Genomic DNA, 15,407 nt, shown 5'->3' with positions numbered 1-15,407 from the left:
TAACAGAATCTAAGGTGTTAGCGGCTCTTGGTAAAAGATTCTGGCATTGAACTGAATTGTTTGAATAACATGAAAATTTGGGCATTAATATAAGGATACGATACATAATGCGCATAAAATAGCACCAGATTATATTGTGATTTCTTGGGTATGGTAAATGCTTGTCACTGAGTGCATACATTAAGAAATACAAATCCGATTAAAATGATGTTTTTTTGAACAACAGTTAAAGTTTAAGGTTTGACATACATAACTTTTTTGTTAACATGCCTCTAATAGATACTCTCTAAAAGTAATAATATATGAAAGATCGTAGCCGAACAAAATATACCTTGCTAGGTATGCTAGCAATAAGGGATTTATCTGGTTATGAAATCACTAAATTAATTCAAACCAGCACGGAATATTTTTGGTCAGAAAGCGAAGGACAAATATATCCAACTCTTGCAAAATGTGTTGAGGAGGGGTTTGCTTTCTGCACAGCACAACCAGCCAATAAAATAGGCCACAATAAAAAAATATATTCGATTACCGAGGATGGTAAAAGATTTTTAAGAGAATGGCTTAAAAAAAGTCCTAAAGCTACCATCATTAGGAATGAATTATTATTAAAATTATTTTATGGCCATAACGTTGATAAAATAGATAACATTCATCACGTTATACATCGTCAAAAGGAAATTGAATTAACCCTTGAGCGCTATAAAAATTTATATAATGAATTGATCGACGAACACAAAAATTCCCCGCACCTAAAATATTGGCTTCTTACATTAAGCCATGGAATAGACATGGCGGAGGCAGAACTATCTTGGTGCAGGAAAAGTTTAAAACTACTTGAGTTAGACCAGCCTATCGCGATTAAAGAATCATGAGGTAAGAATAATGCAATATTACTTGATGTTAAAAATGCTTCATATTTTTGGAGCCGTCTTGTTTTTAGGAAATATAATTGTTACAGCATTTTGGAAAACCTTCGCGGACCTTTCAAAAGATTGGAGAGTTATTGCCTTCTCTCAAAAATTAGTAACATATACTGATATTTTTTTTACAACTGTTGGAGTTTTAATAATAGCTATTACTGGAATTCTGATGGCAAAACAATATGCTAATTACTTGCACTTAAAATGGATCGCATGGGGGATAAGTTTATTTATCGCATCCGGTATTATTTGGTTATCAATTCTAATTCCTTTGCAAATTAAATTGCATATAATTGCCAAGAAATTTAAAACGAATCAAAAGGTTTCCGAAGAGTATTGGAAACTTGAAAAGTTTTGGATGATATTTGGTATCATTGCAACCGTCTTGCCACTAATGAACTTGTATTGGATGGTATTCAAGCCAAATTAAGCAAGCAAACATCAATACACTGATGCGAAAATCCGTCAATTTGCCGACAGCTTTTATATCCCCATGCCATCTGTGAAATTGATTCGCATGCTTTTAGATACCAATATTCCCTGCGCTTAAGTTAATTAATACTTTTATATTCATTGAAATAAATTATATTTATATTTAGTATAAAATATTATCTAAGACAGCCAGGGAATGCATAATGTTCAAGAAATTAATAATTGGTGGTTTTTTGTTTGTTATCACCGGGGCTGTTCATTCCGAGAAAGTGGCTGTTGTTGGAGCCGGTGCCTCAGGCTTAGCCACTGCATGGTCAATAGGAAATGCACACGAGGTGACATTAATAGATAAGAGACAGTTAGGTGGTCATGCTCTAACGAGAAAAGTTCATTTAGAGGGTAAGATTCATATTGCCGAAGCGGGGGCTGAATTTTTCAATACCACCGCATACCCTCATTTTCTCCGATTATTGGAATATTTAGGCGTGGCTCTGGCTGGTTTTACTTTAGTAACCATTTTTTATAACCAAAATAATAATCAACGGCTAGTCGTGCCTCCTGTACATGACGGTACTGTGGAATGGAATTCCTTTCGACCAAGAAATTTAGTAAAAATGCTGGGTTTAAAATATGTACTATATAAAGCAGGCCCTTTAGTTGCCAATAAGGATTCGACGCTTTCCCTTAGTGAATTTCTGGATTCATTATGGCTTACAGCAGGATTTAAACAGTATTTATATGCAACGCTAGGTGCATTTTTTGGTGTTAATGCAACAGCAGCAAGCAACATGAAAGCTTATTATGCTCTGCGTTATATGGTTATTGGTGAAAATACTCAATGGCTGGAGGCTACTGAGGGGTTGAAAAGTTATATTGATAAAATTGCTCACGAAATCGAAGAGGATGGCACAAAAATAGAGACGGGTATTGGTGTTAAGTCTATAGAGTTGAAAGAAAATGGCCGTTATCGAGTTATTAAAGAAGATGGGAGTTCAGAATCGTTCGATAAAGTAGTTTTGGCAACCAATGCAAAGTCTACGGCTCGCATGCTTAAAGGAATGGCAGGGCGCGAGAAGTTAGTTGATATTATTAACAAAGTTGACTACGTACCTGCTACGATTGCTCTACATGGTGATGAAAGTTTTCTACCAATAAATCCTGATGACAGAAAAACAATTAATATTCGTATTGCAGAGGATAGGCAAAGCGCCCGCATGACGATGTTTAAACATAACGATGTGAAAATCTATAAAACATGGGTTACCCACGATGAAAAGCCTGAGCCTTGTTACTCTGAAGATGGGTTTATGCACCTGCGTGTTAATCAAGCTTATGTAGATGCACAAAAAGCTGTGAAAAAAGCTCAGGGTAAAAAAGGGTTGTTTTTTGCTGGTACCTGGACTGGCAACGGTGATTCACATGAAGAGGCCGTGTTATCTGGCATGGAAGTTGCTGAAAGAATTGGCGCGAATCACGAGCGGCTTGCAATATTAAAAGGCTTATAAGCAGGTAAAGCGCTTATTGAATTAAGTGCCTTGCAATATTTTTTCAGGTTCTGTGTGGATTTAGAATAGCGACAAACCAAACGCAGCGGTCCCCCCATGGGGTATTCATCATTTCATAACTAGTTATTAAAAGTCATGCCGATAACACCAGTGATATTATAGTTAATTTTGCTTTGATCCCCATTCAATACTTGAGAAATTGGGGTTGACCATCCTAACTGAAAGAAGAGTTTTTTGGTAGAAAACCATAAAGAAGGGGTAAGGTATACTACATTTCCTCCTGTGTCTGGATCAGCCTCTCCTGAGATTCTATCTTTTTCTGCATAGGTTCCATGGACTTCAACTAAACCCATAAATATGTATTTCCCCGTTACGCTTTTAATGTTTCGACCCAAGCCGGATTGATATAGATATTGGGTACCTAATTTAACATTTCCATTTTTTTCTATCCACGTCAACCCAGAAGAAGCATACCATAACCAATTTACAGACATGCGGTTAAAGGTACTTCCCAAAAAATAACTAGGTGAGCCAAAACCTGTAGGTGGGTTTTTCTGAAAGGAACCTGTTGGCGCGGACAGTGCACCTACAACAGTCAATTGGTCGGCATATTTTGAATTGCTATTTTCATAAGGAGCATATTCTCCTTGAATGTAAATATCTCCTATGCCGGAGGAGTGCTCGTTACCGCTTACGTAATTTGCAGCGATTGGGAGCGATAATAAAAGGGAGGCTTTATCCGATAAACCATAAACAAAAGAGACTGGTGCGTTTAAAAAATGTTCGTTTCTAATTTGCAAATAAGTGGGTGCAACATAAAATTGGAATTGATCCTTTCAATTAAACTTTGACCAAATGAGAGGAATGGGCCAGGTTGTTGGGAAGGAGGAAGAGCAAAATTTCCTATACTTGGGGGTTCATTTTCGGTTTCTGGCGAGATGACCTCACAGAAAGCGATATTGGGGTATGCAAAAACAACAGTTAGGAATAAGCTGAATCTGCTTATCTTATATAATTCTCTCATTTATCTATGACTTAAAGTTAAAATGTAATTAAACTACAAAAGGGGCGTAAACGCCCCTAATTATTTAAGTTTTTTTGAAATTTTTTAAATATTTAAGTTTTATTAGACCTCTAGAAGATGAATTACTAAGCCATTAAGATTGGGAAAAATAGCAATCACAATCGCAGCGGCCAGCACTCCTACGCCTACATACCGGAACATGGATGCTTGGAATCGCGAGATCAGCAGTCCTGCCCCAACTCCAACACCTAATAAGAATAATGAGGAAATTAGGCATCCGAGGATGAAAGCGGGCATGCTCATTAGAGAACTATAATTTACCATTAGTCCATTACCATTAAAGAAAGTAAAGACTGCAATAATACCCACAATGGCTAACAATGAAATACCTGTATTCAACGAAAGCAAGGCGCCGCAAACAACAATGGAAGCAAGAATGGCATATTCCAATAAAGGAATTGATACACCGGAGAGGTTTAAAATGCCACCCAGTAACATAGCCATACTAAATACCAATGGAATGCTCCATAAGGCCCGCCCACCTATTTGTGCTGCAATGAGCCCAACTGCAAAGGTGAACAGCATATGGTCGACACCATGAATTGGCATACTTAACCCTTGCAAAAAGGGAGCATCGCGCATAAATTCAGCATGATGTGCATATACCATAGTGGGTACAACGCTAAGCACCACAATTAAAAACGTAGATAAGGCGGTGCTATGAGTGATTTTGCGCATAATATTTTCTCCTTTAAACACCGGGTGTGGAATCGACAGTCCAGTCAGTGGTTTTCCTAACTTCGTACGTTAAGTATATACTATTTAAGGTAATAATGCGTTCAAACTGAATAAGAATTAGGCATTAATTCCAGTGGCCAACCAATTATTGAGGGCAATCCTAAGATAATTCGATCATTGCTTAACCTATCCGTTAGGTTAGGCTCACCAAATTCTCGACAAATTATACGTAATTTCCAGGACTGTATATAAGTTAAGATGTGAGGCCCTCAGCATCAGATTTGCTTAGCATAAGCCATTTATACATTCCCATCATAAAAACACTCAATAGGATATAAATGGCAGGTAATAAAAAAGTGTTAAGAGTAAAAATACCCATACAGAGTACGATCACTGTGGCTGTACCCATATTAATAAAATTCATCACTGCGGAAGCATGCGCTTTATCATCTGACCCACTCATGGCAATGGAGGATGCATTGGCAAGAATAAAGCATAATCCAAGGTAAATAGTAATGGTTGGTATGAATAGTGAGAACATTATGGGCATTTTAGCACATAGGCAAAGAAACATAGCTAGGACTCCAACTAGCGTGATACATAAACCCATAAACATAATCGATTGAAGAGTATGTTTATTTGTCAATTTGGCTCCAATGAGTGAACCAAGTATTAAACCAATGGATGGTAAAATGTTTGCTATACCGTACTCAGTACTGCTCATTCCAAATGCATTGATAGCAATGAACGGTGCAATAGCAGCAAATGCATAGATAAAAGAAGTGCATGCGCCCATCAGTAAACCGCCTGCAATCAATTGAGAATTTTTGAATTGCTTGCCATAAGCAGACAAAAGATAAGATGGTTTGAGCGAATCGTAGTTCAAATTTTTCTGTGTTTCAGGTAATCGACCGACAAGCAACAAAAGTATCAATCCATAAAAAGCACTGGCAAAAAAACAACTCATCCAGCCAAAATGTGAATTAAGAATGCCGCCTAATGCAACACCTAGTCCTGGGGTAATAGCAAATGCTAGCAATAAATAAGATATTTTTTGACTCGCCTCTTTAGGAGCATAACACTCATTCACTAAGGTAAATGTCATTTTCAAGCCAACACCAGCTCCTAGGGCAAGTAAAAATCGCCCCAGCACTAATAATGGATAATAATGCATGGTTCCTGCTAAAACACATAAAAGGCTACTCGTGATTTGTAAACTAATTCCTATGTATAAAGCAGGCTTCCTACCAAATCGATTAGCAATGGGACCATAAACCAGTTGTCCCAATGCATATCCAATGAGAAACCAGCTAATGGTTTGCTGAGCAGTTATGTCTGAGATAGAGAAAAACTCAGCAATATTAGGTAAAGCAGGGGAAAATAACACTGCATTTACCGACGCAAATGAAATCATCAAAACTAAGGTAGTAAAAGGGAGTTGTATCGTTGTTTTCATAGAATATCCTAAATAAATCAGATAATAGTATATAAATTGACTTAAAAGTTAACAATATTATAATATGTTAATAACTGTTAACATTTATGCAATAATTATGAGTAAATTGGAGCGTATCGCTGCTTTTATTGATGTAGTAGACGAAAATGGTTTTGCGGCGGCAGCCAGAAAACAGGGAGTTTCCACTGCGGCAATAAGTCGCTTAGTTACTCGACTTGAGTCAGATCTAAACGTCGAATTGTTAAAGCGAACCACTCGCAAAGTATCGCTTACTGAAATTGGCATTACCTATTATCAACATTGTAAAAAAACAATTGATGGCTTGCGAGAAGCAGAAATTGCCATTGCTGGGAGTCAAAACGAAGCCGTAGGGACGTTAAAAGTGGTAAGTAGCCGCTATTTTGCTCTCAAACATTTAATACCTGGCTTATCGAGTTTTATGGCGAAGAATCCTAATTTGCAGGTTATGTTTGAATTAGCGGAGCGCTTCCCAGATATGGATATGGAGGAAATTGACATTCTGTTTGGTGTTTCATTAGAGGGCGCTGGTCATCTAGTGAGAAAACGTGTTGCAATGACACGATATGTGCTTTGTGCATCTCCTGAGTATTTAAAAAAATATGGTACACCGCGGGTTCCTCATGACTTGAGTAAACACCATTACATTACTCATAGTATGCGCACACCAGATAACGTGCTTGTGTTTAAAGATAACAAAGAAATCGTTGTACATCCCATATTGTGGCTAAATGATAGTCGTGCGATGCGGGAGTGCGCCATACTGGGAATGGGCATTGTCAAATTACACGATTATATTATTGCAGATGCATTAAGAGATGGGCACCTTATTGAAGTGCTGTCTGAATTTCAAGACCAGCAATTACCCGTATATGTATATTATCAACAAAGCCGATATTTGCAGCCAAAAATTAGGAAATTCATCGATTTTTTTACTACTAATGAACACTTGTTGGATTTGGATTAAGAAATCCAAATTCCTATACCCAATACCAAGTAAAGCTCCAATAACTACGAGGTATTTGAGCGCTTAATGGCATGAAGCTTGGAGATTTATTATCACCTTACAGTGGCATTGACTTTAAAATAGACTCAACATGTTCTTGGGGGCTTTTAAGTGGGATTATATTTGCTTTCCCCCAAGTGCATTTCTTTTTGTATTAGGCACCTATGCTTTTCATTGTACCTAACTGCATCTCTTCATCGCTTCCTTCTTCGTCTTCTTGCTCGCTCTTCTCACCTTTTTCTTCATCATTCTCAACAGAATTTTTAATGATGCCTTTAAGCATACGAGGAGCAACTCCATTCGTCGTAGAAGTTGTTGGAGTAGATTCTTTCGAAACTTCACTACCGCCCCATGAAACGAGAAGTAGTGCGCTGTAGAGAAGTTGAAATAAATACAAGAGTTGCCCAACTATTTGTTCATCATTAAAAACCAAGGCTATCGCGAACCCCAGCATAATGGCTGAAAAAATAGCCTGAAGTCCTTGGATAACTTTTTCATTAAGGTGGGTATCTGAGCGACACAGAGCATAACCAGAGTTGAGGACCTGGGCAAAAGATATAGGAATTAAAGGAATCGGGCTTGTCGTGTTAACTATTTGCATACCTGCTTGTACGGTTAGTTGGGTCACTGCTAATCCGGCGTTTCCTCGTTGAGCATTTCTATGGGCAGAGGAGGACTGGGGTGCTCGGGCTTGAAGGCGATCTAATACAGTAGAATAAGTTGTTCCTGCCATTTTTTAAAATCCTTTTAAATAAACATATGTGCAGATTAAATCGAAATTTAATCGTAAGTCGATTTTAGCTACTGAAAATACTCAAAATGTTTTGCATTAAGGTTTTCCAGAAGCAAGTTGTTATTCTAACTGGTTTTTTTTCAACTTCAATGTTATTGGTGGGAAAGAAAGTAACTTAACCAAAAAATTTATCTCGTTTTAAAACATACAATTTTCCATTACGCACAAAATAGTATGTACAAAAGAATGATTATTGGGTTTTATAAATATTAAATATCTTATGAAAAACAACAAGCACCCCAAAGCCAGTAACTATGTATTATCTTTATAAACTGGAGTACGGTCTATCGTGACTGCTATGCACTGGTTGCTACGAAAAATTTCTATATCATTTTAGTAATGAATATAAGCCACAATCATGAGTTTATTTGGGCCATATAAACTCATGATTGTGGCTTACATATCAACTATTTTATCTCGAATCTAATTTTCTAAACTTAAATTCGAGTAATTTTCCTTTCAGCGATTAAAACTCTGCACTATAGGTACGTTTATGGCCAACAATTGGTATGGTAACGCCATATTTCTTTTGTCCAAAAAATAGGTGTGGATTAGAACTTTGGACTGTTTCTCGCTGAGCACTATCAAGCGTCCTTGGAGTTTCTTCTTGAGTAGCAGGTAGGAAAGGCCAATTTTTTTCATCCTCTTCTTGAGGTAAAAGATTCACTGGAGGAGACTGTGGTTCAGCATCAGCATCAGCATCAGCATCAGCATCAGCATCAGCATCAGCATCAGAATACGAATTCGTGTCTGAAATTAGTAACTTATCATTAATTAAAGTTTGATAAAAATCCATGACGAAAAGGTCATTAATTTCTTCAGATGAGTTGATTTTATCAAATACCTCCGGAAATATTTTCTTTAATAAACCATACTCATACAAAGCCTTTACATAAGAAACTGGATGTTCCACGGCAGCAAGATGTCTGATTGTTACCGCTACGATATGACTATAATGTGGAAAAAGATGAGTATTACCATTCCAATTTAGAATCGCTTGACTTAACTCTGGGGTAGGTTTAAAGCCTTCTGTTATATATTTTACAGCTCTTAACAAACGTACTGGATCTTCTCGGAAAAGAAGTTCCGCGCTACTCTGGGTATTTAAAGAAAAACGGTGTACGTCATCAACGCCATGATTTAAAGGATCATGAATTGTTCCTTCACAATCTAAAAATAATGCGCAGATAGTAAAATCTCGATGAGAAGCATTTTCTTCTAACCATGTTTTTGGACTTTGACCACTATTTTTTGTAACATGAATATCCACTGAAAATTCTTTATTATCAAAGAGTAATTTTTTAGTATAAAGATTAGGAATATATTTATCTTTTCTAAAACCTATTCTAAGTAATGCTTGAGGATCACAATCACTCGTAAAATCAAGATCAGTGAGTGTTTGAGGGTGGTCCTGTAAAAGTTTAACAACAGAACTTCCTACTAAATAATGATGCCCCGAAATTTCTTTTAGTTGATCAAAAATATGGGAAATAACTGCTGGAAGCTTTACCCTAGGAAGCTCAATCGCCTTCTCATCTTCATTTTTATCTGATTTTACATAATCTTTAAGGGATAATCTAAATTTTCCTGGAACAGTTTTTTCTATTTCTGCTGCTATTTTTTGGTTTCCAGGAAATAACTTGGTTATTTTATTTCGAGTTTGCTCTACTTTATCTAAATCACCGATTTTTATGTAATGAAACAGAAGACCTAAAAGTAACCATCTGTTATTGTGAAAAAATGACATGGCTTTTTCCAGCGTAAAAAACGCCTTATCATGCTCACCACGTTCATCAAGATGTTGAGCCAATAGTTGATACAATTTAGGTTGATGTGGAAATTTATCAATAGCAGAGCGAAGAAATACTTCCGTAGAAACCCTCTTATCTTGATTAGCAATCAAGTATTTTGCTTTTTTCAAATAAACGAGAAAAGAGTTTGGAAACTGTTTAAAAAGGACTTCATATTTTGCAAGATGTTGGGAAATATTATTTGGTGCTCTTAATTCCTCCAACCGTTGTTTCTCAATGTATCCCTGCGGCATTGAAGGATAATTTTTTATTAAAACCTCGCAGCATTGTCGGGCTCTTTCAAAATGATTAGCCATTCTCCACAGATGAGTTTGTCTTTGAAGGATATTGGGTTTCACTTCTGGTTGATTTTTTATACTTTTCAAATAATAAATCATTTTTGATTTATCTAGTTTTTCATAATAAAGTGCAAAAAGACTTAAAATAGTTGGATTATTAGGGTATTTTACTTGAGCGTCTTCCAATCGCTTCAACGCTTCTGTATTTTTCCCAGCATTGATTAAGCAAGGAATATAGGTATCCAGAAGAGAAAGATCATGGGGGTAAGAAATTAACCCTTTCTCAAGAATAGTTAAAGCCTTCTCATTTTCTCCTATAATAATGTAGCAATAGGCTTTAGTATTAATCACTGATTTTTCGTGTTGATATGACTCGTTTAACTCAGCTAATAAACCTAAGGCCTCTCGATGCTTATTTGCTCCTATATAAGCTTGTACTGTGTGTAAAATTGAGTTTGAATTTAACTCTTTTTTTAATAATCGCTGATGGAGAGCCAGTCCAGTATAAACATCCCCTATTGATGCATAAAATTTAGCCATGCAATGAAGTAGAACCGGATCATCTTTCCATATGGTTAGCATTTTTTGAGCGAGTTTTATTGCCCTTGAAAAATCGCTTAAATGCTCATAGCAATAAAGAAGGTCGCGTTGTATATGGTAAACTTTTTCCCAATGATGAGGAAGCGTTTCAATTAGGCTAGCTGCCGTAGCAAAATCACCTTTTTTTATGGAGCATCGCGCCATTCCATACTGAGCCGCAGCATGATTATCAGAGGTTTTATCTATGCAGGCCTTTTTAACCGCTAAGAATAGAGAGATCGCCTCATCATATTGCTTTTTTTCTAGATGGGCCCAGGCGTCCTTTAATGTTTCTGCCTTATTCAAAGAGGGCTTTGACTTAACTAAAGTCCAAGGCTCCTCCATCGTTATTTCTTCATCCATAGTGGTAGGTTTTGTGCGATCTTTTAAAAAGCGCATAGAAGTTCGTGCAGGAGTCTCAAGAGTAGGTTTCGGTTGTAAAACCTTTTCTTTTCCTTTATCTGTTTCTTTTCTTTTTTCTTTTTTCTTTATTGATCTGCTATGCTGCCGATTTCTTGTATGATTTTTTTGTGGCACAGTATCTATTTGAGTCTGCTGCTTTGTGCTTTCATCTATCTTGTTCTCAGGTCTTGTAGTACTCACAATGTTTTTTAGAACACCTAAAACAACCTGAGCTGATTTACAAAACCGTGCAACGGATACCGGATCATCGAATAAATTCGAATCCATAAAAACATGCCCATCTTGATCTAATTTTGGAAAACAGGCAGAAATTTTCTTTAAGTCTTCTTGCAAAAAATTTGTCATTACAGTAGCGATATCATGAATAACATATCTAAAATCTCTCGTAACATCGCCTTTATAGAAATCCAGAATTCCTCGTAGGTAGACATCTGTTTCATGGGCCATTTGCAGCATACTTGCGTTGAAAATAGGCCCAAAAGCTGAAGGTGGAACCTCGCTATTACGAGAGAATAAGGTTAGAAATACCGACACCATAGCATTTACAGTTATTCTATACTTGAAAATTGTATTATGGAATTTCTCCCAAGACTGTTGCTGTGCAAGGTTACGGTGCTCTATAACGCCACAAGACTCAAGCTGAGTAAGAAGATTATCTTGTATTGCTACAATAGAGGATAAATCATCTATAAATTGCCAAAACCAATGTTTATCATAGCCACCGTGGATTAAAGATTCTCTAAAACTGAATAACGCCTCATTATCTGAGATATCCAACTTAGCCAACTGTTCGTAGTATAATGCCTCATAACGGACCATTAACTCTCTAAATTTAACTTGGAGTTCAAGGGGTAGTTCTTGCTCATTCACTGCAGGAGTTATTGAATCTGTAATTAAATGGTCAGCGGATGCTTCATTACTGCTAATTTGCTTTAAAACATCATTAAAAGGATCATTTTCAGGAATAGGTACGGAGTCTCCATCATCGGTTCGTCTTCTCAGCTGTATAAAAGTTTGCTGTGCTGGCCGAGCAGAGAAAAGTAACGGGGGTTCCTTTACAAAAATTTCAGGATAAAGGCCACTTTCCATCTCTTTTATTATAAAATCAGGTAAATCCTTGGGTGCCCCCTGTTCAATAAAAGAACTTTTAAGTACACTTTTTTTATATGAGCCGCCACTAAATTGGCAAAAAAGTTCTTTATATTTTTCAAATAAAGCATCAACCTCTTTTTCTTTTTCTCGTTTAGTAAGAGGAACCTCAACAGAAATGGGCGAATATTTGCTGTCTACATATTTACGAAGCATTTTTTTAAAAACTGAATTCATTGACAGACTTATCTCTTAGTAATTTGGGGCGGGTATTAAAACACTTAACTAATAATTTGAAAAGCTGCTTTATTATTTTGCTCTATGATGTAAGAAACAAACATGAAGAGTTTAAAAATAGATTTCATTGTTGCTTCATTCTTAAGAAAAATTAATTCATTAAATATAAATATGTTTTGAACTCTTCTCTTTTAGTAGACAACAGTTAATGTGCTTTCAATCGTATTTGTAAACATGACTTACAAATACGACTGGATCAGAGGGTAATTTATGAAATTAATAAGAGTTCGCCACGTCGACTGCAATCGGTTTAGGAAGAGCCTTTTATTCTAGAGTTGTCTTGCGCTTCATCTTGAACTGATGGCTGTCCTCTTTGCTCTGGGATATTCGTTTTTGGAGATGCATCAAGGACGGTGCGTTCCTGAGCGACTTCCTTCTGAGTTGCTGAAAACAATCCTTGACCTTTTGGTGCAGCAAGTTTTGACGACTTCGAGTGTTGATTTTCTTTTCTCGAAAATTCCTTCTCTTTTTCAAGGGGAGGTGGCATGCTCCGCTTATTTGTCTTCACCCCAGTCATAGGTGATCCTTTATAGCTATTTCCTCGATCTTGATGCGGTTCAAAAAAAGGAAAAAATAGATTTTCCTTTTGCTGACGATTGAATTTCTCAAAGGCAAATATTCTTTCTATAATTTGTCTCTTTAATACATAAGCTTCTTCGAAATTCCTAACATCCTCAACAGTTAATTCCTGATTCGTGGATGTTGCACCTCCATATTTAACGCAAGATTCAAGAGGAATAAATGCTTCAAATGGAATATTACCAAAGCGTGCAAAATTCACAGGAAAAGCAGGTTTTCGTTCACGTTTCAAAAAGTCAATAATTTCAATGGTTGAATCAATACCCCCTTTATTCCCTGGACGAAAACTCATAAATAAATCACCTAATTTTACGCGTATTTCAGCTCCTTCGAAGATAACGAAATCTTCTTCTTTATATAAATATTGGCCTAAGTGCTGCAACTGTATTTTTTTAAGATGCTGAATTTCAAACAAGTACCCATTAAATACTTCACTGGCATAATGCCTTTCTTCCCCGTCATTTTTTTCGTGTGTAGCACAATGAAAATCTGCGAGAACGGGTAATTGTTTAGGACGATTATCTTGGTTGAAGCACATAAGATAGAGCATATGCCACGTTTCAAGACTAATACCTAAGGCTTCAGAAATCTTGATGCTATTATCTAACTCAGGATATTTTGCAATGGATGTCACCAAGCGCTCATATTCATTAAAAAAAGCACTCTCATTGACACGCATTGGACCTGGCTGTCTTTTTCGTTTCATTTGCCTTCTTGAAACGGGTCCCTTTCCATTGAGAAGATCCAAAATACGCTCAATAATTTCCTGTGCCTCTTTTTTCAATGGATGATCTGGGGCTTGTTTGAGCTGTGATGGGGCGAGTTGTTCTTTTAGGACATGACAGGCATTTTGGAAAGAAAATAATCCTACGGTTATCTGTTCTGGGTTAATCACAGACAAAGCAACATCTAAGAGCGCAATTTTTTCTTTTAAACTATGCTCGGTAGATAATTCAATCTGATTTGCAATATCTTGCAACATTTGTTCCTGTAACTTTCGCCGACTTGCAGCTGAATGGTTTGCACTATTTTTTTCAAATTGAGATAAAAAAACATGCAATTCTTCTGGACTATTGAGTGCCTCGACAGGCAGGAATGTGACATTGCGAATAAAAGTCCATTCAAAATCAGTTTTTTCCAGATTGTTTGTAGATAAATCAACTCCATCAAGACTCGCTCTTAGTAATTGGGTACCGCTTAGACTGGTATCCGTAAGATCAGCTCCTCTCAATAAAGCTCCATTCAAATCCACATCAGCTAAAAAAGCCCCCTTAAAATTCGAATCACGAAGATCTGCATCACTAAATCGCACGCCCCTCAAATTGAGATAAGAAAAATCCTTACCTCTGAATTGCAAGCTACTAAAATCAGCTCCAGCGAGCAAATTGACAAATCGACCAGGGTGATGCTGTGTTATGCGATCCATGAACTTGTCGATGTCTTGCTTCATCATTTTATTGATGTACTCGAGAGAATATTCATCCAACATCATTCCTATCAGTTTGTTGTTAAACGCATGAATTTCGTCCGATATCGTAATAATTAGCTCTAAATGCCTCCGGGTATTCTTGTCTAATTTTATTTTGTGCATCATGTGTTTTAAGTTAGCGGGTAACACATTACAATCTCGTGTAAGTGTATAACAAATCACTTCATCAGCAGTCAGTGATTCTTTTGCAAGAACTTTACGTTTTAATTCTTGATAACGTCGTGTCTTCTGATAGAAGGCTGTAAATTGATGCCCTGTAACCCCATCCATGTGACTCAATTGCTTGATAATAAAATGAGGTCTAGTTATCCTATCCAATGTTGCCTCTACAACCCCTTTTTTTGACTTCGTCATCAATCGTACATTGAGCAAATTCTGTGGAGACACTTGGCCAAGAATGTACATCATCATTTCATCAGGAAGTGCTAAAAACGGATTGGATTGATTCATATCCTCATCTTCGTCTTCCTCAATTTTCGTTGGAACAATCAAGAGTTCTTTTGCTTCTTCCTTTGCTTTTTGTTCTGCAAATCTTCTGGCTCGTTGTTCTCTTATCTTAGCCATTTGCTCTCGTTGATTCAGATCCTGTTTGTCTTTCATATGATACCTACTTAAAAATTGATGATGTTGGGCTCAGTCAAAATGCTGTAATCCGACTAAGTAATTTGAAATAAAAATTGCTGATAAATTTCCAATTTCCAAGAAATCTTCTCAAATTCGCTGTAGGTATTTATTTTTTGGTTATGCAGAGAGGTATTATGAAAGTTCAATTAAATATAAAGTGACAAACTGCGACAGTCTTAATCTTAATTCTTATTTTTTAGATTGTTCCTTTAATGGCGCTGATAACTTAAAAAATCTGTCTCAACATAACTCCAGCTTATTGATTTAAGATTACTAAGTTGTATCAGTCCTCCGCTCACTCAGATTTTTAATTACCTGATGATTTATTACTTGAATAGCTTCT

At 36.6% G+C, this 15,407-nt stretch carries 10 protein-coding genes; 4 read left to right on the top strand and 6 right to left on the bottom strand.

Annotated features, from left to right (window positions below):
* Positions 1 to 302: 302 nt before the first annotated feature.
* The 3 genes from ACWTEW_RS07610 to ACWTEW_RS07600 all read left to right on the top strand — a co-directional run bounded on the left by ACWTEW_RS07610 (position 303) and on the right by ACWTEW_RS07600 (position 2,860).
* On the top strand, positions 303 to 875 hold the full coding sequence (locus ACWTEW_RS07610; RefSeq protein ID WP_454781096.1) for a PadR family transcriptional regulator: 573 nt from the start codon (positions 303 to 305) through the stop codon (positions 873 to 875).
* A gap of 10 nt (positions 876 to 885) precedes the next feature.
* Positions 886 to 1,353, top strand: a complete 468-nt coding sequence (locus tag ACWTEW_RS07605; protein WP_454781095.1) for a DUF2269 family protein — start codon at positions 886 to 888, stop codon at positions 1,351 to 1,353.
* 205 nt (positions 1,354 to 1,558) lie between these two features.
* Positions 1,559 to 2,860 carry an FAD-dependent oxidoreductase gene (locus tag ACWTEW_RS07600; RefSeq protein WP_454781094.1) on the top strand — a complete coding sequence of 434 codons (1,302 nt, stop codon included), beginning with the start codon at positions 1,559 to 1,561 and terminating at the stop codon, positions 2,858 to 2,860.
* Positions 2,861 to 2,979: 119 nt separating this feature from the next.
* On the opposite strand, the gene ACWTEW_RS07595 is transcribed toward ACWTEW_RS07600, so the two are convergent.
* From ACWTEW_RS07595 to ACWTEW_RS07585, 3 genes are all read right to left on the bottom strand, one after another.
* On the bottom strand, positions 2,980 to 3,660 hold the full coding sequence (locus tag ACWTEW_RS07595; RefSeq protein WP_454781093.1) for a hypothetical protein: 681 nt from the start codon (positions 3,658 to 3,660) through the stop codon (positions 2,980 to 2,982).
* A 326-nt stretch (positions 3,661 to 3,986) separates the two neighbouring features.
* Entirely contained in the window at positions 3,987 to 4,622 is a 636-nt protein-coding gene (locus ACWTEW_RS07590; RefSeq protein ID WP_454781092.1) for a HupE/UreJ family protein, read from the bottom strand.
* Positions 4,623 to 4,875: 253 nt separating this feature from the next.
* The gene (locus ACWTEW_RS07585) at positions 4,876 to 6,078 is read right to left on the bottom strand and encodes an MFS transporter (RefSeq protein WP_454781091.1); all 1,203 of its coding nucleotides are present in this window, start codon (positions 6,076 to 6,078) and stop codon (positions 4,876 to 4,878) included.
* A gap of 97 nt (positions 6,079 to 6,175) precedes the next feature.
* Here ACWTEW_RS07585 and ACWTEW_RS07580 point away from each other — a divergent pair, with 97 nt between their 5' ends.
* Positions 6,176 to 7,063, top strand: a complete 888-nt coding sequence (locus ACWTEW_RS07580; RefSeq protein ID WP_454781090.1) for a LysR family transcriptional regulator — start codon at positions 6,176 to 6,178, stop codon at positions 7,061 to 7,063.
* Positions 7,064 to 7,256: 193 nt separating this feature from the next.
* On the opposite strand, the gene ACWTEW_RS07575 is transcribed toward ACWTEW_RS07580, so the two are convergent.
* From ACWTEW_RS07575 to ACWTEW_RS07565, 3 genes are all read right to left on the bottom strand, one after another.
* Positions 7,257 to 7,835 (bottom strand): hypothetical protein, encoded by a 579-nt coding sequence (locus tag ACWTEW_RS07575; RefSeq protein WP_454781089.1) that lies wholly within the window; start codon positions 7,833 to 7,835, stop codon positions 7,257 to 7,259.
* 526 nt (positions 7,836 to 8,361) lie between these two features.
* Positions 8,362 to 12,312, bottom strand: a complete 3,951-nt coding sequence (locus tag ACWTEW_RS07570; RefSeq protein WP_454781088.1) for a hypothetical protein — start codon at positions 12,310 to 12,312, stop codon at positions 8,362 to 8,364.
* 310 nt (positions 12,313 to 12,622) lie between these two features.
* Positions 12,623 to 15,040, bottom strand: coding sequence for a pentapeptide repeat-containing protein (locus ACWTEW_RS07565; protein WP_454781087.1), 2,418 nt, complete (start codon positions 15,038 to 15,040; stop codon positions 12,623 to 12,625).
* Between the last annotated feature and the right edge of the window lie 367 nt (positions 15,041 to 15,407).

The sequence above is a fragment of the Legionella stuttgartensis genome (assembly GCF_977063405.2).
This window is presented reverse-complemented; position numbering and strand designations above follow the sequence as displayed.